The organism is Pseudoalteromonas sp. S8-8, assembly GCF_000497875.1.
Taxonomy (GTDB): Bacteria; Pseudomonadota; Gammaproteobacteria; order Enterobacterales; family Alteromonadaceae; genus Pseudoalteromonas; species Pseudoalteromonas arctica.
The window spans coordinates 43,006-67,158 of the sequence record NZ_AUTR01000063.1 but is presented as its reverse complement, the minus strand read 5'-3'; the positions used below and the strand labels follow the sequence as shown (position 1 = coordinate 67,158).

Here is a 24,153-nt window from a genome sequence, read left to right as displayed (position 1 = left end):
TTCTAACTATATGTAACTTCTACCATTGCAGTTGTTTTAAATATTATTTTGTAAAATTGGATGCTTATTTTTACTTACAAACCGATTTTTTACTAAGTTATCAGCTCCAACCAGTTTATATCTTGTTAATAGTGCTTTAGCTCAGAGCACATAAGGCATATACTGGCAGGATTATTTTTAAAATTTAATGCTTAGAGTGACATGTCTGCTAACTTATCAAAAAATGATTTAATGGCTATTTTTGAAGAAATTAAAAATGAGCAGGCTACCCAGTTTCCTCTGTCTGAACGCTTTATTAAAAAACTTTTCCGTGAAAATGTTTTAGATAAAGGCAAAGAATATTACAAGAAAGGTCAAATCACTTGGCTAGAACACACCCCTAATTTTTCTGTAGTCGACTCTACTGTACAAGCGGATAATGGATCATCGTTTAACCAACGTATTGAGATCAGTAAAGTACCAACTGGCTATTCTGTTGATACGCATTGTACGTGTAATGCAAAAACTAAATGCCGACACTTAGCTGCTATTTTATTTAAGCTCAAAATAGAGCACTCTGGTGAATATGGCGAAGATTATTTTATTAATGACTGGTTTAGCGAATTAAGCGCACTTAAAAGTGGTGATCAAAACACGCCATCGCAAGTATTATTATTTGTATTAGATATTGAAAATAACAAAGTATTCTTAACACCTAAAATAGCGAATGTTGAGACTAAAAAGAATTACACGTTAGGTCGAAACCTGACCGAGCAGCAGTTAAATAGTTTTGTAACGCCGAGTGACTTACTCGAAAGTGATTTTAGATTATTTAGTTGGATACGCTCACAAAATGCAGTGGGAAGTATTGAGCTAAAAGGCCAGTGGGGTTTTAGTGCCTTACAACAGTTGATAGCTACAGAACGCCTGTTTTTCCAGCGTTCTCGAGTGCCAATTAAAGCGCAATCTGGCCAAGCATTAAGTTTTAGTTGGGAGCAAGATAAAGATCTCTCACAATTAGTTATTAAGCTTGAGCAAACACAAAACTGGGCTTTATTAAAAACAACACCACCTACTTACCTCGATTTAGATCATTTAAAAGCGGGCCGTCTTCGCACCCCATTGAGTGCAGATGAAATAGCACATTTACAAACTATGCCTGCTTTGCATGACGCTAACTTTGATAGAATATATAAGCAGCTTGCCGATAACTTTGGTGCAGGTGTAATACCCCACCCTACTAATTTACAGCCAACATTGCCTAAAATCTCTAGTAATGCTGTTTTAAAAGTAACTATGGGCGATCAAGGTTTATCTCTTTCGTTGTTATTTAAGTATAAAAATAAAAACTATTTAGCAGGTGCAGCACCTGCAAGTACGATTAATAGTGCATTTGAAAATACTGTAACTAACGAACTAATTAACTTAGGATTTGAATTTTGTAAAGGGGGTTTACAAAGTGAACTGGTATTTACAAAGCAGTCTTCAATCCATTTGCATTGGCTAATATACGAAGTATTCCCTGGCTTTAAGCAACGCGGTTGGCAAGTAAGTGTAAGTAAAGTAACGAGTCCTAATCCGCAGTGTGAAGTTAGTTTACATGTACACCGCGCAGCAGGGCATCAAATGCACTGCAAAGTATTGCTATGTGATGCTAAAGCATCGCTGTTGTTTACTAATACTGACCCGCTATATCAGTCATTAAATCGCCAAAGTGAACTATTTTACTACTATCCGCTTGGTCGTGAATTTGGGGTTATTAATAAGTCAGCAATTAACTTATTAAATGAATTTAAAGAGCGTTTTGAATTTGTAAAAACACGAGACGAATTTAATATTCCGCTTTCGTATTTACCTGAATTAGTAAAGCACACTGCTATAAACGTAGAGCTTCACGACGACTCATTAGAGCTATACTTACAAGAGCTAAATAGTCCCGATAAAGCAATTACTAAGGTTTCATTACATGGCTTAAATGACTCAGTAACACTTCGTGAGTACCAACAGCAAGGTGTTGACTGGCTTAGCTTTTTAAAACGTCACCAATTAGGTGGTATTTTAGCTGATGACATGGGCCTGGGTAAAACCTTGCAAGTTATTGCATTTTTAGCCAGTACATTTAACCGCCCGCAAGCGGGCCCTACACTAATAGTGTGTCCAACTAGTTTGGTGAGTAACTGGAAAAACGAAATTATTAAGTTTGCTAAAAGCTTAAAAGTCACCACTATTTTTGGTTCAAATCGTAACGATCCTTTACAGCACCTAGCGCAAGCGCAGTGTATACTTACTACATATCCACTTTTAAAGCGTGATATTGCATATTATTCGCCATTATATTTTGAAAATATAATCCTCGACGAAGCACAATACATTAAAAACGATACCGCACAGGTTTCGCGATTAGTTAAACGCTTAAATGCCGACTTTAAACTTTGTTTAAGTGGTACTCCAATCGAGAATAATTTACTTGAGCTTAAATCGTTACTCGATTTTGCTATGCCATCGTTACTTGGGTCTCAAGCCCACTTTAAGCAGCACTTTCAAACGCCTATTGAGCGTGAAGCTGATATGGAGAGAGCTGAGCAGTTAAAAGCGTTAATTATGCCTTTTATAATGCGCCGCACTAAAGCACAAGTAGCGCAAGAGCTGCCTGAAAAAACAGAGCTAACTAAAGAGTTTGAGTTTGAGCCTAAACAAAAAGAAATGTATCAAGGTATTACACGTTCATTAGAAGAGAAGCTAATAGACTTATTTGCCGAACAAGGCGCACAAAAAAGTAAACTTGCATTTTTAGAGGCACTTTTAAAGTTAAGGCAAATTTGTTGCCACCCTAAATTAATAGATCCAGACACTCAAGCAGGCTCCGCTAAGCTTGAATGGTTAACAACACACTTACCGCTTATGTTAAGTCTCGGTCGTAAAATTATTATATTTAGTCAGTTCACATCAGCACTTGATTTAATAGCCCAACGCCTTGAAGAAATAAACATTAACTTTAGTATGCTTACGGGCCAAACGCGCCACCGAGATAAAGTAATCGACGAGTTTACCAGTGGTAAAACATCTGTGTTTTTAATTAGCTTAAAAGCCGGCGGTACAGGCCTTAACCTAACACAAGCCGATACAGTTATTCACTTTGATCCATGGTGGAACCCTGCAGTAGAAAAGCAAGCGACTGATAGAGCTTACCGTATTGGCCAAACTAACCCTGTATTTGTGTATAAGCTCATAATGAGTAATTCAATAGAGCAAAAAGTATTTAAAATGCAACAAGACAAACAAGCCCTTGTAGATGCGTTATTTACTGATAAATCAATGAGCTTTACAAAATTTGATGAACAACAAATGTTATCGCTAATTAAAAACTAAATTGATTTAAAAAGTTTTGATCTTTTTATGAACTTAATTAAAAAGCGGACGTCTACTATTATGCTTGTTGGTTAATTGCAGTTAGCACAAGCATCATGTTGATTCCCCATTTAGTTACTAATTTTAGTAATGATTGAGCCAGCCCATTTTGAGTTGGCTTTTTTTATGCCCAAAATTTAGCGTGCAGCACTTATTTTAAAAGTTTTTATTTTTTTATGAACTTAATTCAAAGAGCGGCGTCTACTATTATGCTTGTTGATTAATTGCAGTTAATACAAGTTTTCATGTTGATTCCCCCATTTAGTTACTAATTTTAGTAATGATTGAGCCAGCCCATTTTGAGTTGGCTTTTTTTATGCCCAAAATTTAGCGTGCAGCACTTATTTTAAAAGTTTTTATTTTTTTATGAACTTAATTAAAAAAGTGGCGTCTATTACTATGCTTGTTGATTAATTGCAGTTAATACAAGTTTTCATGTTGATTCCCCCCATTTAGTTACTAATTTTAGTAATGATTGAGCCAGCCCATTTTGAGTTGGCTTTTTTTATGTCCAAAATTTAGCATTCAATTTTTATTTTAAAAATTTTGATCTTTTTATGAACTTAATTCAAAGAGCGGCGTCTACTATTATGCTTGTTGATTAATTGCAGTTAATACAGGTTTTATGTTGATTTCCCCCTATTTGATTACTAATTTTAGTAATGATTAAGCCAGTTCATTTTGAACTGGCTTTTTTTATGCCCATAATTTGATTTGTTTAAATCAACCCGAATAAAAATAAATGATCTTTCGTAAATTAATTTGAATTAATTATTTTGTTTTCCGGTCTACTCTAATGCCTGTTGTTATATAGCCTCACCCAGTAATATTAGTTATTTTGGTGATTATGTATTTAAGTTGCAGCTTACTCGGGCACATGTTGATTTTCCCTTTGATTACTTAATTTAGTAATACTTGACCAGCTTATTTTGAGCTGGTTTTTTTATGTCTGTAATTTCTTTGCTCCCCTACTTCTATTGCGTGTTATTGGTTATGATGACATGTCTCTAAATTTTATAAGTTTATTTTATGCTCACTCAAGTACTCACTAATATTGATTGGCTAAGCGCCGGTGCTGGTGTTGCGTTAGGCGTTGTATTTTACGGCGTTGTATCAACACAGCTTCGCAAAAAGCTACATCTACAAATAAGCGAACAGCAGCAACAGCTTTCCCTATTACAAAATCAATTTGATAATAAAGAGCTGCAATATAGCGCCTTGCAAGAAGATCACGAACTGCTAGAACATACTCACCAAGAGCAGCGCGATGAAGCCCAGCATTTTAAAACGCGTTTTAGCGAACAAGAAAAACAAAGCATTCAATACAATCATTTTTGGCGCAAAGCCGAAGGCGAGCTTGCAGCGCTTCGTGAGCAATATAATCAACGCGATGTTGAATATAATAATATGCGCACCACCCTCGAGCAAAAACAACAAAGCTTTACCGAGCAACTCGCGCAAATTGAGCAAAGTAAAAATATGCTCAAAAAAGAATTTGAAAACCTAGCCAATAAGATTCTAGAAGAAAAATCACAAAGCTTTAAAACCTTAAATCAAGAAAGCATTGAACAATTATTAAAACCGGTTCAAGGAGAGCTAAAAGGCTTTAGAGAAAAAATGGAATCAATACATGTTGAAGACATAAAACAACGAACCGCGCTTAAAACCGAGCTATTGCATTTGCAAGCTAAAAGCCAAGCTATAACAGATCAAGCCGACAAGCTCAGCAACGCGCTACAAGGGCAAAAGAAAACCCAAGGTAATTGGGGCGAACTCATGCTCGAAAACGTCTTAGATAGCGCTGGCTTACGTGCTGGCGTTGATTATAAGCGCGAAGTGTCGTTTAACACTGAAGATGGCCGCTTGCGCCCTGATGTAGTTGTTTACTTACCACAAGGTCGCCACTTAGTCATTGATGCTAAAACATCATTAAATGCTTATACACGCTATGTGAACGCTGAAAATGAGCTAGATGCTAATCAAGCAATTAAAGAGCATGTAAACGCCGTTACAGCACGTATTAATGAGCTTGCGAGTAAATCGTACGACCGTTTACCAGGGCTTAATTCGCCTGAAGTTGTGGTTATGTTTGTACCAATAGAATCAGCTTTTGTAGAAGCACTTAAATATCAAAGTGATATTTACCAACAAGCAATCGAAAAAAATATACTGGTAGCTACACCTACTACCCTGCTTACTAGTTTAAATATTGTTAAACAGCTTTGGCGTTTTGAAGAGCAAACCAAATACTCAAAAGAGCTGGCAAATCGGGCTGAGCGTTTTTATAACAAGCTCAATGGTTTTTTATTAAGTATGGAAGGCGTAGGTAAGCAGCTTGATAAAGCGAAAGAAAGTTACGACAAAGCGTTCTCGCAATTATACCGCGGTAAAGGTAATTTAATTAAACAAGCATCAGAGTTTAAAGAGCTTGGTGTATCGGTACAAAAAGAGTTACCTAGTGAGAGCGTTGAACGTGCGCAGCTAGAGCTTGATTAGATTTATTAAGTGTTTTCAATTAAGTATGTTAAATAATGTACGTTAGAAACCAGAGGTGTTTATGAATAATAAGATTATAGGTATTGTTTTAATCGTTATAGGTATCGCTTTAATTATGTGGGGATATGACGTGTATGATGCGGCGGCTTCGCAGTTAAGCCGCGCATTTAGTGGTGATACACCAATAGAAGCATGGGCGGGTATTATTGGCGGTGCCATCTGTGTGTTAATTGGCATTAAAAAGCTTAAGTAACATAAATAAAATACAGCTTACTGGGGCTTGTTGACCTCTCAGGATAAAATTTGTTCAATCTAGGGGCTATTTAATCGCGGCGCGAGGTTTGTAATTTAGTGGGCTCGATAACTGCTCCAGCGTTATTCTAATGGCTTACATCCATGTAATAATAAGTAAAAACCGAGCAACAAAGAGTAAATTGCCCCTAGGCAGAACCCTTAGGGCAGCGCATGTTTGGCATTTATACTACGTTATCGTCTGTTTATGGGGAATAACCACACTACATAGACTCTGCCTTGCCTAAATACCAAACAGTCTGCTGCAAATTTAACCTCAAAAGATAAACTGGCCCTGAATAAGCTGTATTAGTTTATTTGTAATCAATTACTTCTAGTAATTCATTTAGTTTACTTTCTGGCAGGCATTCGCCTTTGTCCCAATAAGAGTTTAGTAACGCAGTTAAATTGCCAATACGCTGTGACTTTTTCTGCATTTGCTCAATCAAAATGTCAGCTTCTTTTTGTTTTTTTTCTAAACGCTCGATTATTATTGTGTGGTTTAGCTCGCCGTTTTCGTTACGTAATAAAGGTATTTCGTTGAGTGAAAAACCCAAGCTTTGTGAAAATTTAATTAATTGCAGTTTTTCTAAGTTTTGTTGGGTGTACAGCCTATAACCATTAGCACTGCGAGTGGTTGGTGTTAATAACCCTTTGCTTTCGTAAAAACGAATAGTGCTGGCAGGTATGTTGGTAAGTTTTGCAAGTTCGCCTATTTTCATAACTAATAATAACTCCACTTTACATAAACTTAGTAGGTTGACCTTCAAGCTAACTTTAAGGTTATAGTTGTTTTAATGTCAATTTAATTAGCCAATAATTATGCGCAACCCTGTGTTTACCTCCTTTACCTTGCCAAGTGGTTTAGTATTAAAAAATCGTATTGCCAAAGCCGCTATGGAAGAAAACCTAGCACAAGAGGACCAAACGCCCTCCCAAGCACTTAAAAATGTTTATAGCGCATGGGCTAAAGGCGGTACAGGGCTAATTATTACTGGCAATGTAATGGTTGATCATTTAGCGATGACAGGCCCTGGTGGCCTTGTGCTTGAGCAAAGTACCGATATTACTGCCTTTGCAGAGCTTGCTCGTTTATCAAAGCAAAATAATTGCAAAGTGGTGATGCAAATTAATCACCCTGGTAGGCAAGTATTTAAAAAAATGGGTGGAAAGGCTCTATCAGCATCAAGTGTTGCACTTAATATGGGTAAGCACTCGCACTTATTTGGCGTACCAAAGGCAATGACGCAAACCGACATTGACGATGTTATTACCCGCTTTACACAAACTGCACTACAAGCCGAAAAAGCCGGTTTTAATGGCGTACAAATACATGCAGCGCATGGCTATTTACTTGCCCAGTTTTTATCGCCACTTACCAATAAGCGCGATGATAAATGGGGTGGCAACCTACAAAATAGATCGCGTTTATTACTTGAAATAACCCGCAGTATTAAAGCAGCTTGCTCCCCCACCCTTTCGGTTTCGGTAAAGTTAAACTCTGCAGATTTTCAACGTGGTGGGTTTGAACCCATTGACGCGCAAGTTGTAGTGGATTTATTGAATGAACTCAATGTTGATTTTGTAGAGCTATCGGGTGGTAGTTACGAAGCCCCTGCCATGCAAGGTAAAACAGGGGACGAACGCACACTTGCCCGCGAAGCATACTTTTTAGAGTTTGCAAAAGCGATTAGCCACCGCTCATCAATCCCAATAATGACCACCGGCGGCATTAGTCGCTTATCTATTGCCAACAACGTGATTGAAAGTGGAGTGGCCCTCGTGGGTATTGCCACTGCGCTTGCATACCAACCAAATTTACCAAACAAATGGCAAAATGAGCCACTGCAACTAGCCGTATTACCCTGTGTTACTTGGCAAGATAAAACCCTTGCAGGGCTTGCCACTATGGCACTGGTAAAAAGGCAAATACGCCGTTTAGGCCAAGGCAAACCTGTGAAAACAAACGCTTCACCAATATTTACTTTAATTAGCGACCAGCTACGTTCGGTTAAATTAACTAAGCGTTACCGCAATCGCTTTGCTAGAGAGATTAACTAAGCTTTGGTATTCACTCTTTTTATGTATTTCGGTTTTGTCTACTAATTTGTACACATCTAATAAATGTAACCATTTTATGTTGTGTAAATGAGTATTAAGGCGTGCACCAATTTGGAAGTTTGCCTTTTTATCAAGCTATTAAAGTGCACTATTTTGTGCATATTAAAGTACTGTACGAGTAAAGAAAATAATCATTCTAAAATGTTAATTAAAGTGCGCGTTCAGCGTTTGTTAATTTAACCATCTTATTGAAATTATTGATATTTATTGCTTTCCTCTCGCTTGAGTTTGGTTGGTATTTATACTAGTTTATAGCGTAGATATTTAACCTTACTCAAGGAGAATAGTTACATGGTATCTCGCAGAAATTTTATTAAAGCAGGCGCTGCTTTAAGTTTAGGCTCTATTTTTAGTGCTTCAGCTTTGGCTGAACAATTAAAAGTAAAAATGTCTAACGGCAGTGTTATGCAAACTAAAGGATCAATAGATAAAAGCGCTGCTCTGCCCACAAACGATGTTACTAACGCTAAGCATTATCGGCCTGAATCCAGAATGGGCTTAGGCGGTCTTGCCGCTGGGAATGGCTTTAATACTATATCAAGCGATGCAGAAATTTTAACAATGCTAAATGCAGCATGGGATTCTGGTATTCGTCATTTTGATACGTCACCTTTTTACGGCTTGAGTCTAAGTGAAAGGCGCTTCGGTGATTTACTTCGAAACAAAAAGCGTGAAGATTATGTTTTATCCTCAAAAGTAGGTCGCCTTCTTACCCCTTCAGCAGAGCCTCTAGAAAATAGTTGGCATTGGGCTGATCACTCACCTTTTCATTATAAATATGATTACTCTGCATCAGGTACGCGTCGTTCAATAGAAGACACGTTGCATCGTATTGGAGTAGCTTCACTCGATATTGTTTATATTCACGATTTATCACCGCAAAATAGTGATATGGGAGATGATTGGCTTAAGTATTTTGATCAGGCTGCAAAAGGGGCTATTCCTGAGTTAACTAAAATGCGTGATGAAGGAATAATTAAAGGCTGGGGTTTTGGAGTAAATACACCTCATGCTATTTATAAAGCGCTTGATATGTCAGACCCTGATATTTGCTTACTAGCGCTGCAATATTCAATTTTAGATCATAAGCAGGCACTTGATAAAACCTTTCCTATGCTTGATAAACGAGGTGTTTCAGCAGTCATTGGTGCTCCGCTTAATGGTGGTTTTTTAGCCGGTCGTAACCGCTTTAATTATTCACCTAAAATTCCTGGGCCTATGCAGCAAAAGTTTAATGCAATAAGCGACATTGCATCTAAACATGGGATTGATATTAAAACAGCTGCACTGCAATTCGCAGAGGCGCCTTCAACGGTATCCTCAATTATTCCTGGCGCACGCACGGCAGATCAGATTAAAGCTAATGTAGCCTCGATGAAAGTTACCATACCAAGCGAATTTTGGAGTGAATTGAAATCTAAACAGCTTATTGCTGAAAACGCGCCCATACCTGCATAACAAAATAGGTGTGCCATTTGCTTGGCACACCTCGTTATAGCTAATGAGGTTGATTTTCAAGCAACGCTTAGTAGTAAGTATATTGATTGTTGGGCATTTGTATAAGCGCAGCTTGCTGGCGTTTAAAACGTAGTTTTTAAAATTAGTTTTTAGGTAGTTAGAAGCATTATTACGTGCCTATTACATATTACGCGTATCGGTATCATGCTGCGCTTCATCCTAGTGGTGAGAGCGTGTGGAACATATTGAAAGGGCTAAATATATAAAGCAAAAAGTTACTGTAAACCCCCATTACAGTTAGCCGGTAAATAGTACAAATAGTAAATTAGCACTACTTAGTCAATTGAGCAGTGCTAAAAAAGCCACATTTACCGTTATTTATTGCCATTGCGCTTTTGCCAAAACGATCTCAATACTCCACAACGTTGCTTTTATAAACTTAAAAATATCAAGCACATTGCGATTTATTAACCCATCTTTTGTAAGGTTGGTACTTATCGTACAACACATTAAAAATATACGTGTATATGAGTATAAAAACTAAAAAGCCAGCTTCTAGTGCTGTAGCGGCTAGCCATGTAATATTTAAATACCAAGCAAGTATTGGCAGCGTTATTACTAACATACCCAGCTCAAAGCCACATGCATGCGTAATGCGGGTTACTAAACCTCGCTCGATTCGGTTATGCCCAACTATTTTATCAAACACTATGTTGTAAATGTAATTCCAAAGCATGGCGAAGATTGATAAACCAATACCTACTATTGCCATTTTTCCTGTTGCAAACCCACCAAAATAAACTGATGCAGGTACAATAAAAGATAATGCTATCATCTCAAATATTAGCGCCTGAAAAATACGTTCTGCTGTGTTCATATATAAATAACTTCTTAAGTTGATGACGATGGCTGTATTTTCATTCATTATAAAGATATGTGTTAGTTACTTAGTATCGGGAAAAGCGATATGTTTAGTATTGAACAGCTTCAAGCATTTGTGGCTACCGTTGAAGCTGGATCGTTTTCAGCTGCTGCGCGCGGTTTAAGTAAAGCGCAGTCGGTAATAAGCCAGCATATTATTAATTTAGAAATAGACTGTAATGCGACATTATTTGAGCGCACAGGGCGCTATCCACAATTAACCGAAGCCGGTAAACAGTTACTACCCCAGGCTAAGGCCGTGCTCAATCAACACCAGCGATTAACAAACTCTGCATTAGCACTAAACGAAAAAACACCAACCGAAATCACTATCGCACTTGACGAAGGGATCCCGTTTAAAACTATCGCGAGTATTATTAGCAAGCTGCAAAGTAAGTATCCTTACGTATCGCTTGAGTTTTTAAGTGCATCCAGCCATGACATAATTGACATGCTAAACAGCGAAAAGCCTATAACGGGTATTATTTTTAGTGAATTAAATATACCGAGTTACTTAGACTATGAATGTATTGGATCGGTAAAATTTGATTTATATGTTGCTAAGTCGCACCCTTTAGCGGGGATCAGATGTGAAAATATGGATGGCCTTCGGCTATATCGACAACTTCTTCTTCGTTCGCGCAATACACAAACAAGCAGCTTTCAGCTAAAAATTAGCCCAGAGATTTGGTATGCCGATAATTACTTTGTATTACTCGAGCTAGCAATACAAGGTAACGGGTGGTGCTTATTACCAAACCATGTAGCTCTAGATGCAGTACAAAGTGGTGAGCTGGTTAAACTTCCTCTTGAGTTTGAAGAAATGGGTTGGTTGGCTAATGTTGATGTATTACAGCATCAGCAACACAGTAATCAAGAGGTGTTTAAAGTACTAAGAAATTTACTACGGAATTTTTTAAAAATTTAGCTTTTTATATAATGCCTGTTAGGCGGTTTACTTTTTATTACGCTAAATCCCAGTAAGGTGTATCGCCATAAAAGTCACTTGCAAAATCAACAAAAGCACGTACTTTACTCGGTAAAAACTGCCTATTAGCGTACACCATATACAGTCCCATTGGGTCGGGTTCGTAGTCTTGTAAAATGCGCACTACTTTACTTTGAGCCAGTGCTTCGCCTGCAATAAATGTGGGCTGCATAGCAATACCACCTCCCGCAATGGCTGTATTTAGTAGCAAATCACCATTGTTAGCCACAAAGTTACTTTCAAGCTTTAGCTCGCTTTTTAACTCATTAACTCCAAATAATCGTTTTGTGGGCTCGCTGTGGGAATAGCGTAAATAATTATGTGATTGTAAATCTAGCAGTGTTTGTGGCGTGCCATGGCGTTCTAAATAGTCGGGTGACGCAAACACCGCTAAACGTATAGGGGCAATTTTTTTAGCTATCAACGTTGAGTTTTTTAATACGCCAATGCGCAGAGCAATATCAATACCCTGCTCTACTATATCTACATATTGGTCGGTGAGCCGTAAATCTAACTTTAAATTTGGATACTGCTTTTGAAAATCAACCAACAAGCCTGCTAAATGCTTTGTACCAAACGACATAGGTGCACTAATACTAAGCACACCCGATACACTTTCGCTTAAGTTGTTTAGTGAGTTTTCCATGTCTTCAATATCAATAATCACCTGCTGACAACGCTGATAATACTGATTTCCAGCCTCTGTAACACTTACTTTTCGCGTTGTACGGTGTAATAAACGCGTGCGTAGATTATCTTCCAGCGCAGAAATATATTTGCTGACTAACTGCGGCGAAATATCGAGTTTATCGGCCGCTTTTGAAAACGATCCTTCTTGCACAACGGCTAAAAAGGTCTTCATGGTGGTGAGCTTATCCATTTTTTAACAATGCTTTGTTGATAATGTATAAATAAGTATCATATTTATCGTCAAAATAGAAACTTATATAGTGTTTATAACGCATCTACTTGTTTAAGGTTTTAGTATGACTCAGCCTGCTTTATTTATATCTCACGGCTCGCCAATGATGGCTGTTCAGCAATCGGCTACGTCAGATTTTCTTGCATCATTAGGTCAAACGCTTAGTAAGCCTCGTGCTATTGTGGTGTTTTCTGCCCACTTTGATGAAGCGCACGATATAGTTATTACATCCGGAGATGCGCCGCATACTATTCACGACTTTTATAACTTTCCCAAGCCCCTGTATGAAATTCAATACCCAGCACCAGGGGACCCTAAGCTTGCTAATACTATTAGTGAGTACTTTTACAAAGCGGGTATTAAAACGGTGAAAAGTGCAGATCAAGGGTGGGATCATGGTGTGTGGATCCCGCTGCGCTTAATGTACCCAGCAGCTAATACTCCCATTGTTCAGGTGTCTATTAACACGCGTTTAGGCGCTCAGGCGATGTATAAATACGGACAGTTACTTGCACCACTGCGCAGCGATAACGTATTAATTATTGGCTCAGGCGGTATTAGTCACAATCTACGTGAAATATTTAAAAGCCCTGCTACACCTAATCGTGTTCAAATGGTTAATGAGTTTACTTATTGGGTTGAGCAAAAATTAATAGCGCAAAACACCCAGGCGTTACTTAGCTATTTAAATGAAGCACCCCATGCTTTATTTAATCACCCTACCCAGGAGCACTTTTTACCTCTTTTTGCAGCGCTTGGAAGTAGTGACGGTAAAGCCGAAAAAATACATGAAGATATAGAAATGGATATTTTAGCACTCGATGCTTATAAATTTTATTAATTTGAGCGTTCGTTCAAATTAAGTTAAGCTGTAAGCAAGTACTCTAAGACCAACTTAATTTATTTTATTGCGGAGCAAACATGGCAACTACACTTGCATTTGACGTATACGGTACGCTAATAAACACTCACGGCGTACTGTCTTTACTCGACGACATGATTGGCGATAACGCCCAAGCATTTTCAAATACATGGCGCGAAAAGCAATTAGAGTATTCATTTAGACGTGGATTAATGCAAAATTATATTCCTTTCTCGCTATGTACAAAACACGCACTCGATTACGCCTGCTTAGCGCACAAAACCGAGCTAAGTGAAGATCAAAAGGGGCAACTGCTAGAGCTTTATAAAACGCTTCCTGCGTTCGATGATGTAAAAGCAGGCCTTGAGCAATTAAAAGCGAAGGATTACCGTTTGTTTGCATTTTCAAACGGAGCTGCCGACGCAGTTCATACCTTATTAGAAACCGCTGGCATTAGTGAGCTTTTTGAAGGGGTAGTAAGTGCCGACGACGTTAAAACCTTTAAACCAAACCCAGGGGTTTATAGCCACTTTTTACGCGAAACCAATTCAACAGGCGCAAACACGTGGCTTGTATCAAGTAACCCGTTTGATGTAACCGGTGCCATATCGCATGGTATGCGCGCAGCGTGGATTCAACGATCTAAAGATTCAATTTTCGATCCGTGGGAAATACAGCCAAATACTATTGCAACCGATTTACTCGATTTAAAAGCAAAATTAGAAAGCGTTAACTAATTTTCTATTCCCCCTTTTGCTTATGGTATTAAGTGCCGTGGGTGTAAAGGGGGTTTACGTTTTAACTATTTACTCCCGCCTTTATTAGCTCAATTACTGTATTCATACGTTTTGCCAACGGCCTATTTCGATGATGGCACACATAAATAGATTCACTAACCGGACATTCTAAATGATGCGTTTTAATAAGCGCGGGCTTATTGAATGCGCCAACAGCATGAGCAGGTAATACCGTAAAACCCAGTCCTAAGCTTACAGGTTCTAGTATTAAACTAATTTGGTTAGAAAATCCCGTACGTCTTATTTGGTCAATATGCTCAAACTCACTGTAGTTTTCGCTTAGTAGTAGCTGCGCATGATGGCTTGCATCGGGATGAGCAATAAACCCTAGCTCACACAGGGTTTGCCAATTAGGCATGTTTATACCTGCAGGCGTTACAAGTAGTAGTGGCTCTTGGCTTATTTTATGGCTGGTTAGTTCGCTAAATGTTGGAGCTTGAGTTAAAAACCCGATGTCGGCACTGTGGTTTGCTACAGCTTGTTCAACACTTACATTGGGCGCAAAGCGGTAATCAATAATCAGCTCTTTATGCTCAGATTGCAGTGCTAATAATTGATTATAAAACTTTAAACCACAACTGCCCGGAGATTGAATCTTTACCGCTCCGCTGTACGGCGAATCATCTTTTAATTGTTGTTCTAAAAACTGCCAATCTTTAAGAAGTAGGCTGCCCTGCTGATACAAGTTTTGGCCCTGAGGAGTAAGAGAAAACTGCTTACCATGGCGCTCAAGTAAAGCGCAGTTAACTTGTTGCTCTAGCTTTTTAATGTGCTGGCTTACACCAGATTGGGTCATATAAAGGCGCTCAGCTGTTTGGGTAAAATGATTTACCTCAACCAAAGTACAAAACGTATTTAACCATGTTGGATTTATCATTACAAAACGTACTCAAAATGATGATTAATGATAATTTTACTTAATGTTGGTCGATTCGTAAACTAACTCCATCAACTAGTCACAAGTTAAAGAGGAAGCATTATGAGTCATACATATCCACGTAGTTTTTCGCACATTGGTATTTCGGTTCCCGACGTTGAAAAAGCAGTCGAGTTTTACACTAAGGTTATGGGTTGGTACACCATAATGGAACCCACTTTAATTACCGAAGACAAAAGCCCAATTGGCGAAATGTGTACAGAAGTATTTGGCGAAAAGTGGGAAAAATTCAAAATAGCGCACCTATCTACAGGGGATCGTATTGGTGTCGAAATTTTCGAATTTAAAAACCAAGAAAACCCAAAAGACAATTTTGAATATTGGAAAACAGGCATCTTCCATTTTTGTGTTCAAGACCCTGATGTAGAAGGTTTAGCTGAGCGTATTGTAGAAGCTGGCGGTAAAAAACGTATGCAAGCCCCTCGTTATTACTACCCGGGTGAAAAGCCGTACCGCATGATCTACATGGAAGACCCGTTTGGTAACATCCTTGAGATTTACAGCCACAGCTACGAGCTTATTTACAGCGCAGGCGCTTACTAGGTAGCACTTAGCTAAAAACAAAGACCGCAGTATTTATTACTGCGGCCTTTTTGTTTCAGTTATAGAGTTTTTAAATACACTTCACCGTCTTCTTATTCTCTATAACTTGTTTTTGCTTAGCTTGTGCAGCATGTTTTGCCCTGAGTTGAAAATATTATCAACCTCCAGAAAAGCACTACCAATCGAACTGTGTCCTAGTGAATTTATGAACGACATAATGTATTTGTCAGGAACTTTTGCTCTTATCCATAAACAGGCTACATGTCAGTACCGCTGAGATTAAAAAACAAAACATTACGCTTAATGTAAATAATATAAAGTTTTCATTTTTTGATATAGCTACTCTTCTGAAGAGTATTTCGCCGCTATTAAGTGCATCTACTCCTACATAGATCATTAACGGAATTGCAAAAAATGCATTGCTGAGCTTAATAAGTAAGTTCTTTGATGAAAGACTTACTAATTGAGAAGCATCATGCTCTTCCTCGTCTCTATTTAATAGTTCGGCTTTTAATAGCTCAAAGCGTTCAGGGTACAAAGCCCTATCAATAGACGTGATAGCTTCTTGCAATTCAGTAATAGAATATTCTGAATAATTTGGTTCCATCTATTAAACCTTCTCCAGTGCCTAGCGCCTGTGTAAGCGTTAGTCTTTGATACTTATTAGAAAAATGATTTTAAAGTGTAGCCACATTGAACTAACTCTTTTGCTACTTGGTTTTTCCATGCACCAGGATCATCAATAGTGACATATAAAACACCACTTATATCATTTGGAGTTTCAAGAGCCCCTTTAACTAAAGGGCAGACATTTTCTCGACCAAGCTTCGCAATAAGGTAACCATGTTCAAACACTACATTTTGTCGTGCTCTATTTTTTGGAGGGTTTGGCTCTGTTATAGCTCTCCCTAAATCACATGGAGTATATAAAACAAGAGCAAAATCAGCATCATTTGAATAATGTTCAATTTTTTCGATAATTGTCATTCCTGCGTTAGCTTGCTCATGCAGGATAATAGCTTCTAAACCAAGTTGCTCGACAAAGCGACTTACTTCTTGTTTTACTTCGTTGTTATGTCCATGAACAATAAACACTTTCCGTTTGTTACGAGGAACTTCTTTAGCTGGAGGCACTGGTGTATTTGTAGTAGTTGGCATTACTCCCTGAGTTGGTTCCCCGAACTCCAATTGATCTAATATTTGTGTGAACTCACCAGATAAATACGTACGTCTTTCGACGTAACTACTAAATTTTGGCTGAATAAACCCCCAAAATGAATCTAAATTACGGTGCTGTCGTAACCACTGAGGAAGCATTGGTGCAAGATTAGAATTACTCAGCAATTCAGAGCGTAATGCTTCAAATTCACCTGAGTCAGATGCAAGTCCAGTTGCTCTTGCAGTGAGCAAATTCAAAAGGTAGCTAACCTTATCGAAATCCGTTTCTAAAAATTCAATACTCAATTAGATCTCCTATAATTCAATCTAGAACTTAAAAGCACAACAATTTTGCGTATATTCCTGCGGTTGTCACGCTCATTTTCTACTTTACACAGTTTTAACAAATTACCTAAGATATTGCTATCAAAAGCTATTTAATATCTACAAGCAAAGTTAAGGCATACAAATGCGCATTTCGCTCATTTCCTTGATTATGTAAGTAAGCAGCAGTTTGGCTGGCTTAATAGGTATTACAAGTATATGATATTGATAATTATTTGCATTAAAGGATTTTGAAGGTGTGTATGAAAAAGTCTATGTTAACTCTGGCGTTAGTTACGGGTTTGAGTGGTTGTAGCACAACAACTGTGCCGCCTGATAAAAGCTCATCGCTTTATTACACTGCGCTTTATAATGCACAAGCAAAGCCTGTTAGCTCTGTATTATTAGAGCCCAAGCTATTAAATGCCGATGTGGTTTTAGTAGGTGAATGGCATACGCACCCGGGTGTGCATTTATTTCAGGCTGAGTTATTTGAGCAATTAAGCAAAAGTAATAAACGCACTGCCCTTTCGCTTGAACAATTTAGCCGCGCGGTTCAGCCTATTTTAAACCAGTATGTTAAAGGTGAAATTGGTGAGCAATACTTAATTGATAACACCCAAGCGTGGCCAAATTACAAAAGTGATTACCGTGCGCTGGTAGAGCTGGCAAAAACGAACAATAGCGATGTAATAGCTGCAAATGCCCCTAAAAATATAGTCACCTGTATTGGCAGGCAAGGCATAAGTTATGTAAATAAACTTGATGAAACACATCAGAGCTATATTGCAGCCGCTATTGATACGTCCCCCAGTGATTATAAACAACGTTTTGTGCAATCAATGCACCATGGCACACCAACTCAAAACGAAAACTATTATGCTGCGCAAGTTACCTGGGATGAAACCATGGGGGAGTCTATCGTTAACTATTTAAATAATCATAAAGATGCGCAGGTAATGCATATAGCGGGCGATTTTCATGTGAAAAATGGCGAAGGTATAGCGCGCGTTATTAAGCGTTTAGCGCCAGAGCTAAATGTTGTGTGGATATCGCCGGTTACAAGTGTGCAAGCTAACCAAACAGGATATCAGTTGCAAGTTAACCCTTTGCCACCCCGTTATGTACAAAAAGAACATCAGCAAGCCGCTTTTAAAGCGTTAGCCAAACGAGGCGAGCAAACAGCTTGCTTATAAAATAACGACATAGTTAGTGAATCTCTTAACCAGGGCTCAGGTTAACTATGTCGTCATGTATTTAGTTTAGTTATTTCGGGCTTGGTTGGTTAGCTCAACCAGCGCTTTACGAACCTCTAACGGGCTGTTGCACTGGGTTTTAAAGTTAATAAAGTAATTACGCTTTTGGCTTTGTATATAAAAACCAGTGGGTAATAAGCCGCTCATTATTGGGGTGTTATCAGCTACGCTGTAGTGCTGCATTAATATGAGCGACATAGCATCTTTATGGTCGTCGTTCATATGACTTATCATGCTTTGCTGTTGGCTTTCGTCCCAGTTTTTTGCCTCATCCTGCCATTCGTTTTGCTCAAGCCAAAATATTTTGCCAAAGCCACCAATGTAACGCACACGAATTACGTCTAATTGCCATAATTGAAAGTCGTGCGCATTGCGATAGCTAGCGGCTTCGGGGTATAGGGCAATATAGTTATTAAGTAAAGTGTGTGCTTGCTCACTTGGCACAACAGAGCCATCGCCTACAAGCGTTACTCGCCCGTGCTCGTTTTGATCGCCGTAGTCGGCGGCGTCAAATACGGTAAGGCTCATACGTGAGTCGTGCTTTAGATTTTTAGTGTGCTGGGCTATATCGCTAATAAAAAAGTGAACACGGCCTTGTTCGTCGCACATATAGGGGGTTACTGAGCCAAACGGGTAGCCGCGTAAATTATTAGAAATAGTCGACATGACACCGGCATTGGTTTTGTAAACCAAGGTGCGTGCATCGTTTAATGCTTGCTCTCTCATAAAAACTCCTGACGTTGAGAAAAAACCATGGGTGCATCGTTATAAGGATGAGGATTTACGTGCAGTTTCATGGCGTACATTTGTTGTAAGTTTGGTTCTGTTAATACGGTGTTTATAGGCCCACTTTGCAACACTTTTTTGTTGTGCAGTAAAATAGCGTCGGTTGCATAAAGGCTGGCTAAATTTAGATCGTGTATTGCAATAATGGCGCTGTTGCCCTGCTCTACAAAGGTTTTAACGCAGCTGAGCAAAGCATGTTGGTGGCGCATATCAAGTGCTGATGTAGGCTCGTCGAGCAGCATTAGTTTTGGCTCAGCCGATTGTGTAAAGGCATCGAGCTGGGCTAAAGTACGCGCCATATGAACACGTTGTTGCTCTCCGCCCGAAAGGGCACTTACGCGGCGAGTTAAATACTGGTTTAAATCCATAATAGCGGCATATTTATGTACTTTTTCGCTTTGCATTTTTAATGACTCTACATACGGATAGCGACCCATTGCAATAAGCTCAAATACATTAAAATCAAACCCTACGTGGTTAGCTTGCATCATGACTGCGCGCTGTGTTGCAAGGCGTTTTTTAGCGTGAGAGGCCAGCGGCTTAGCATTAAAAAGTACACTGCCTGTAAAGGAGTGCATACCTGCTAAGGTATGCAGCAAGGTAGATTTACCTGCGCCATTTTCACCAAGTAGTGCTACAAGTTGCCCTTGTTTAACGCTGCCATTAATAGCGTTTAAAACGCTGTGATTATCAAAGCCAACGCTTAGGTTGTTAAACGTGATCATGACCAACCTCGCTTATTTTTCACTATTAAATAAATAAACAATGGCGCACCCAATAGCGCGGTAATAATGCCAATGGGTAGCTCTGATGGCATGATCACAATGCGTGCTAGCCAGTCAGAAAGTAGCAATACCACTACGCCAATTAGCATACAAAGCGGCAGCATATTACGTAAATGCGGCCCCACCATTAAGCGGGCAATATGCGGGACTACCAAGCCAACAAACCCTATTAAACCGGTAAGCGCTACAACCGCACCTACCCCTAATGCAACGAGTATAATGACATATAATTTAAGCTTATTGGTGTCTACTCCTAGGTACTGAGCTTGTGACTCGCCAATAAGGAGTAAGTTCATGGGATTTTTTAACCGCCACAGGCCAATTAGGCTGATAAACAGTAACGGCGCAGCTTGAATAATCGTGCTCCAGCTTGCTCCGCCTAATGAGCCCATGGTCCAATAATTTATTAATCGTAGCGCGCTATCGTCGGCAAAAAAACTCAGTAGCCCAATAACAGCGAATGCTAACGCGTTAATAGCGACTCCTACCAATATAAGTGTGGTGATATTAATTTGCCCCTGCTGCTTGGCAATAAAATATACCAGCGAGGTAACGCCAAGCGCCCCTAAAAACGACGCATAAGGTAAATACAACTGAGCGTTAAAATTAAACTGCGCGCTAAGTGCAATAAACGCCACTGCAACCATTGCCGCACCTGCACTAATGCCAATAATAGATGGGTCTGCCAGCGGGTTACGGCAAAGCGCTTGGGTTGCCGCCCCTGTTTGGGCAAGTACCAACCCTACTAATACAGCAAGCACAAAACGCGGCAAACGTATTTGCATTACTACATTAATTTGCAGCGCATCAAACTGATTAAAGTACTTGGGTGCAAGCCAGGCAATAGCTAAACGCCAATCCCATCCTGCAGGGCCATACCCAATGCTTAGTAGCGCCAAAGCAAAAATACAAACAGAGGCTAATAGCATCCATTTATGAGTTTGGCTAAGTGTTATAGGCACAAAGCGGCTCAATGTTAGGGTGTTCATAAGCGGGTTTTATACTCGTTAAGCTCATTAATTGCTGTGGCAATACGTGGCGACATGCCAAGCGAAAGCAGGCTATCCATTACAAGTAAGTTACAGCTTTGCGCAGCTTTTAATAAGCGTAGGTTCGGTTGCTTACAAAAAGCCTGCTTGCCGCCAATGCTTTGTACAACATGCTTTGGCGCAACTAAAAAGTCAGGCTGATTTACAGCAAGTACTTCGGTATTAATTACTTTAAAGCCTGAATGTGTAGCGCCTATATTAGTAATGCCCGCATAGCTAAATAATAAATTAGGGACGGTTTCTTGCCCTGCGGCAACAAGCCCGCGCTCATTAGCTGAGAGTAAAAATAGTGCACTGTGCGTTTGTTGTTTTGCTTTTTCAGGTAATGAGTCTGTAATGTGCGTAATAAGCGATTGCGCTTTTTGCTTGGCGTTTAAATCGGTACCAAGGCGTTTAATTAGCTCAAGTAGCTCATTAACTGAGGTGGGTTTTTTATAATGAATTAGTTTAATCCCAGTTGCCTCAATTTGTTTAAGTGCTTGGCTTCGCCCTGCGCCTTCAAGCGCTAACAAGGTGGTTGGGCGCATTGAAAGTACGCCTTCTGCCGCTAAATCGCGGTAATAACCCACTTGTGGTAATTGCGTAGCTTGCTGCGGGTACATACTAGATTGATCAACCGCTACAAGGGTACTTTGTTTGCCCAGCGCATAAATTATTTCTGTAAGGGTACCGCCAGCACTAATAACGCGCTCCTGTGCAAGTACAGGTTGAGTGACTAAAGCAAACAATATAAATAGGTATTTCATTACAAACTCCGGCTTTTATTTTTCGGCTATTATAACCAGTTAAATCTAAATGAAAATGATTATCATAATTAATTGATCTTAATTTGACTTAGTTGTAACATCCTCGCCATAAATAATAACTATTATCATTTGGAGTTAAAGTGAACCCCTCTACATTTAAATTTACTGCTATAGCAACCTTATTACTCGGATCGGACACTGCATTTGCCGAAAACATAATTGACGATCATATTGTTGTGAGTGGCTCGCGCTTTGAACAAAAGCTTAAAGATGTAACAGGCTCAGTAACGGTTATTACCGAGCAAGATATAGAGCGCCAGCTAGCTGTAGATTTACAAACCATGTTTAAATACGATTCAAGCATTGCAACCACAGGCAGTGGTGCAGGCGCGCAAACACTTACTGTACGTGGTGTTGGTGGTAACCGTGTTGTATTTATAAAAGATGGCCGACGCACCAACGATGGTTATGCAGGCGGAGGGGGCTATTTAGTTGGCCGCAATTACTTTGATGTAGCAGGCGTAAAACAAGTAGAAGTAGCCAAAGGTGCTGCATCGTCTTTATATGGCTCTGACGCACTCGGTGGCATTGTGGTTATAACCACGAAAGATCCAAGCGATTATCTAAAAGATAACAGCAGCTATGTAAAAATGGCACTGGGGTATCAAGGTCAAAGTAACCAAATTGCTGCTGATATTACCGGTGCAAAAGACTTAGGCGACTTTGCAGTAAGCGCAGTTTATAGCCATCGCGACAGCGAAGAAGTACAAAACTACGACGAAAACTTACCCGGTTATGATGCAAAGTCGGACGCTTTATTAGTTAAATTTGAACAACAGCTTGATGAAAAACGCACACTTAAATACACCCTTGATTATTTTAATCAAACGACTGAGCAAGTAATAACCCCCGCGGTTCAAGAAACCGAGGAAGACGACACTAGTTGGTCACTGGCGCTAGATTACCATTCAGAGGTAGCTACAGCTGCGTTTGATAAATGGTACGGGCAAGTGTCTTATAGTAGTTACGAGCAACAAAGTGATGCAATAAGTGCAGCAAGCACCTACACCGATTATAACGACTATCGCTTTGAGCAAAATATTTTAGGTTTAAAAGCGGTATTTAATAAAGGATTTAACGCAGAGAGTGCCGATCACGAAGTGGTATACGGGATTGATATCGATTTATACGACACCACTCGGCCACGTTTAAAAACGCGTGCTTTAGCTGATGGCACCGTTGATTTTACAGACCAAAAACAAAAAGCGTTTCCGGGTGCTGATACCTCTTTAATTGGCGCTTATGTGCAAGACAGTATTTCGTTTAAAAACAGCGCATGGTCGGTTATTGCAGGCGTGCGATATGATTACTACACCCTAGAAGCTAAAAGTGATGAGCTATATGCCGATGCGCAGCTTGATGATATTACCGAATCTGCTTTTTCGCCTAAGCTAGGTGTTATATATCAAGTGGATGATAACTTATCGTGGTATGGGCAATACGTACGAGGCTTTAAAATACCACCACACGACCAAGCCTATCAAAGCCACGGCGTTGAACCGTTTTATCAAATACTACCAAATGCCGATTTAGACCCAGAAAGCAGCGACTCATTTGAGCTTGGGCTTAGGTACGCAAGCAGCGATATTAGCGTAAATTTAAGTGCTTTTTATGCAGCATTCGATGACTTTATTGAAACCGCCGTAGTAGGTGTTGAGCCAACGTACATTCCTAATGTAAACAAAACTCTGTATCAGTATCAAAATATTAGCGAAACACAAATAAGCGGTGTAGAAGCAGGGATTGCCGTGTATGTTGCTGAAAATATTCTGCTTGAGGCAAATGTGGCCTACGTTGATGGTGAAAATAAAGAAACCGATCAGCCACTTACCAGCATTAGCCCGTTAAATGGCTCAATATTGTTAAGTACAGAGCTGGGTAATATTAACTGGACCGCTGCGTTGCGTTTAGCTAAATCGCAATCGGATGTAGTACTTGATGCAAACGATGATAAAACTACGCAAGGGTATGGCTACGGCGTTGTTGATTTATACGCAAACTACGAATGGCAAGCGTGGCAGCTAAATGTAGGTGTACTTAACTTGCTCGATAAAGAATATGTACCTTTTGAGTTGATTGCAGGTCAATCGCAAAGTGCTGATTTTAGCCAATACACCCAACCTGGGCGTAACTTTTCAGCAAGGGTAAGCTATCAGTTTTAATTAGGGCTAAACAAATGGCAATAAACGCTGCATGGGTATGCAGCGTTTGCCTGCCACATATTTACCCAAGTCAAATTACTTAATGGTGAGTATATTCAGGTACA

At 39.4% G+C, this 24,153-nt stretch carries 21 protein-coding genes; 11 read left to right on the top strand and 10 right to left on the bottom strand.

From position 1 onward, the window contains the following. The first annotated feature begins 201 nt into the window (after nt 1–201). The 3 genes from L659_RS0119220 (at nt 202) to L659_RS0119210 (ending at nt 6,136) form a co-directional block, all read left to right on the top strand. Nucleotides 202–3,348, top strand: a complete 3,147-nt coding sequence (locus tag L659_RS0119220) for a DEAD/DEAH box helicase (RefSeq protein ID WP_024591588.1) — start codon at nt 202–204, stop codon at nt 3,346–3,348. Nucleotides 3,349–4,416: 1,068 nt separating this feature from the next. Continuing rightward, a complete protein-coding gene (gene rmuC / locus L659_RS0119215; protein WP_007583680.1) occupies nt 4,417–5,883 on the top strand; it encodes a DNA recombination protein RmuC in 1,467 nt (488 codons plus the stop codon). A 61-nt stretch (nt 5,884–5,944) separates the two neighbouring features. Next, nucleotides 5,945–6,136, top strand: a complete 192-nt coding sequence (locus L659_RS0119210; RefSeq protein ID WP_007583678.1) for a DUF3185 family protein — start codon at nt 5,945–5,947, stop codon at nt 6,134–6,136. A 352-nt stretch (nt 6,137–6,488) separates the two neighbouring features. Here the strand turns inward: L659_RS0119210 and L659_RS0119205 are convergent, their stop codons facing one another. Further along, nucleotides 6,489–6,896, bottom strand: coding sequence for a MerR family transcriptional regulator (locus L659_RS0119205; protein ID WP_024591587.1), 408 nt, complete (start codon nt 6,894–6,896; stop codon nt 6,489–6,491). A 100-nt stretch (nt 6,897–6,996) separates the two neighbouring features. Between L659_RS0119205 and L659_RS0119200 the strand changes: the two genes are divergently transcribed. After that, nucleotides 6,997–8,235, top strand: a complete 1,239-nt coding sequence (locus L659_RS0119200; protein WP_024591586.1) for an NADH:flavin oxidoreductase/NADH oxidase family protein — start codon at nt 6,997–6,999, stop codon at nt 8,233–8,235. Between the two features lie 351 nt (nt 8,236–8,586). Continuing rightward, on the top strand, nt 8,587–9,753 hold the full coding sequence (locus tag L659_RS0119195; protein ID WP_024591585.1) for an aldo/keto reductase: 1,167 nt from the start codon (nt 8,587–8,589) through the stop codon (nt 9,751–9,753). Nucleotides 9,754–10,201: 448 nt separating this feature from the next. Here the strand turns inward: L659_RS0119195 and L659_RS0119190 are convergent, their stop codons facing one another. Further along, nucleotides 10,202–10,630, bottom strand: a complete 429-nt coding sequence (locus L659_RS0119190) for a PACE efflux transporter (protein WP_024591584.1) — start codon at nt 10,628–10,630, stop codon at nt 10,202–10,204. A 90-nt stretch (nt 10,631–10,720) separates the two neighbouring features. Between L659_RS0119190 and L659_RS0119185 the strand changes: the two genes are divergently transcribed. Further along, complete coding sequence (locus L659_RS0119185) at nt 10,721–11,602, top strand: LysR family transcriptional regulator (RefSeq protein ID WP_024591583.1); 882 nt, start codon at nt 10,721–10,723, stop codon at nt 11,600–11,602. 37 nt (nt 11,603–11,639) lie between these two features. On the opposite strand, the gene L659_RS0119180 is transcribed toward L659_RS0119185, so the two are convergent. Beyond that, entirely contained in the window at nt 11,640–12,542 is a 903-nt protein-coding gene (locus L659_RS0119180) for a LysR family transcriptional regulator (protein WP_024591582.1), read from the bottom strand. 106 nt (nt 12,543–12,648) lie between these two features. On the opposite strand from L659_RS0119180, the gene L659_RS0119175 reads away from it, so the two are divergent. Together L659_RS0119175 and L659_RS0119170 are read left to right on the top strand one after the other, a co-directional pair. Continuing rightward, the gene (locus tag L659_RS0119175) at nt 12,649–13,425 is read left to right on the top strand and encodes a DODA-type extradiol aromatic ring-opening family dioxygenase (protein ID WP_024591581.1); all 777 of its coding nucleotides are present in this window, start codon (nt 12,649–12,651) and stop codon (nt 13,423–13,425) included. Nucleotides 13,426–13,505: 80 nt separating this feature from the next. Then, the gene (locus tag L659_RS0119170) at nt 13,506–14,183 is read left to right on the top strand and encodes a haloacid dehalogenase type II (protein ID WP_024591580.1); all 678 of its coding nucleotides are present in this window, start codon (nt 13,506–13,508) and stop codon (nt 14,181–14,183) included. Between the two features lie 61 nt (nt 14,184–14,244). Here the strand turns inward: L659_RS0119170 and L659_RS0119165 are convergent, their stop codons facing one another. Then, nucleotides 14,245–15,120 carry a LysR family transcriptional regulator gene (locus L659_RS0119165; protein ID WP_010552899.1) on the bottom strand — a complete coding sequence of 292 codons (876 nt, stop codon included), beginning with the start codon at nt 15,118–15,120 and terminating at the stop codon, nt 14,245–14,247. 102 nt (nt 15,121–15,222) lie between these two features. On the opposite strand from L659_RS0119165, the gene L659_RS0119160 reads away from it, so the two are divergent. Next, complete coding sequence (locus L659_RS0119160; RefSeq protein WP_007583656.1) at nt 15,223–15,723, top strand: lactoylglutathione lyase family protein; 501 nt, start codon at nt 15,223–15,225, stop codon at nt 15,721–15,723. Nucleotides 15,724–15,949: 226 nt separating this feature from the next. Here L659_RS0119160 and L659_RS0119155 read toward each other — a convergent pair whose 3' ends face one another. Beyond that, a complete protein-coding gene (locus tag L659_RS0119155; RefSeq protein WP_024591579.1) occupies nt 15,950–16,330 on the bottom strand; it encodes a hypothetical protein in 381 nt (126 codons plus the stop codon). 56 nt (nt 16,331–16,386) lie between these two features. Further along, nucleotides 16,387–17,187, bottom strand: a complete 801-nt coding sequence (locus L659_RS0119150; RefSeq protein WP_024591578.1) for a TIR domain-containing protein — start codon at nt 17,185–17,187, stop codon at nt 16,387–16,389. 281 nt (nt 17,188–17,468) lie between these two features. Here L659_RS0119150 and L659_RS0119145 point away from each other — a divergent pair, with 281 nt between their 5' ends. Next, nucleotides 17,469–18,401: a ChaN family lipoprotein gene (locus L659_RS0119145; RefSeq protein WP_024591577.1), complete on the top strand. Its 933-nt coding sequence runs from the start codon at nt 17,469–17,471 to the stop codon at nt 18,399–18,401. Between the two features lie 66 nt (nt 18,402–18,467). Here L659_RS0119145 and L659_RS0119140 read toward each other — a convergent pair whose 3' ends face one another. Genes L659_RS0119140 through L659_RS0119125 form a run of 4 tightly spaced genes read right to left on the bottom strand, consistent with a single transcriptional unit; the run spans nt 18,468 to nt 21,827 of the window. Next, nucleotides 18,468–19,187 carry a HugZ family pyridoxamine 5'-phosphate oxidase gene (locus tag L659_RS0119140; RefSeq protein WP_024591576.1) on the bottom strand — a complete coding sequence of 240 codons (720 nt, stop codon included), beginning with the start codon at nt 19,185–19,187 and terminating at the stop codon, nt 18,468–18,470. Continuing rightward, nucleotides 19,184–19,972 carry a heme ABC transporter ATP-binding protein gene (locus L659_RS0119135; protein WP_029769942.1) on the bottom strand — a complete coding sequence of 263 codons (789 nt, stop codon included), beginning with the start codon at nt 19,970–19,972 and terminating at the stop codon, nt 19,184–19,186. Before L659_RS0119135 ends, L659_RS0119140 begins: the two co-directional genes overlap by 4 nt. Beyond that, nucleotides 19,969–21,021: a FecCD family ABC transporter permease gene (locus L659_RS0119130; protein ID WP_024591574.1), complete on the bottom strand. Its 1,053-nt coding sequence runs from the start codon at nt 21,019–21,021 to the stop codon at nt 19,969–19,971. Before L659_RS0119130 ends, L659_RS0119135 begins: the two co-directional genes overlap by 4 nt. Next, nucleotides 21,018–21,827: a heme/hemin ABC transporter substrate-binding protein gene (locus L659_RS0119125; RefSeq protein WP_024591573.1), complete on the bottom strand. Its 810-nt coding sequence runs from the start codon at nt 21,825–21,827 to the stop codon at nt 21,018–21,020. The genes L659_RS0119130 and L659_RS0119125 overlap by 4 nt, the downstream gene beginning before the upstream one ends. Nucleotides 21,828–21,967: 140 nt before the next feature. Here L659_RS0119125 and L659_RS0119120 point away from each other — a divergent pair, with 140 nt between their 5' ends. Next, on the top strand, nt 21,968–24,049 hold the full coding sequence (locus tag L659_RS0119120) for a TonB-dependent hemoglobin/transferrin/lactoferrin family receptor (RefSeq protein ID WP_024591572.1): 2,082 nt from the start codon (nt 21,968–21,970) through the stop codon (nt 24,047–24,049). Nucleotides 24,050–24,153 lie beyond the last annotated feature (104 nt).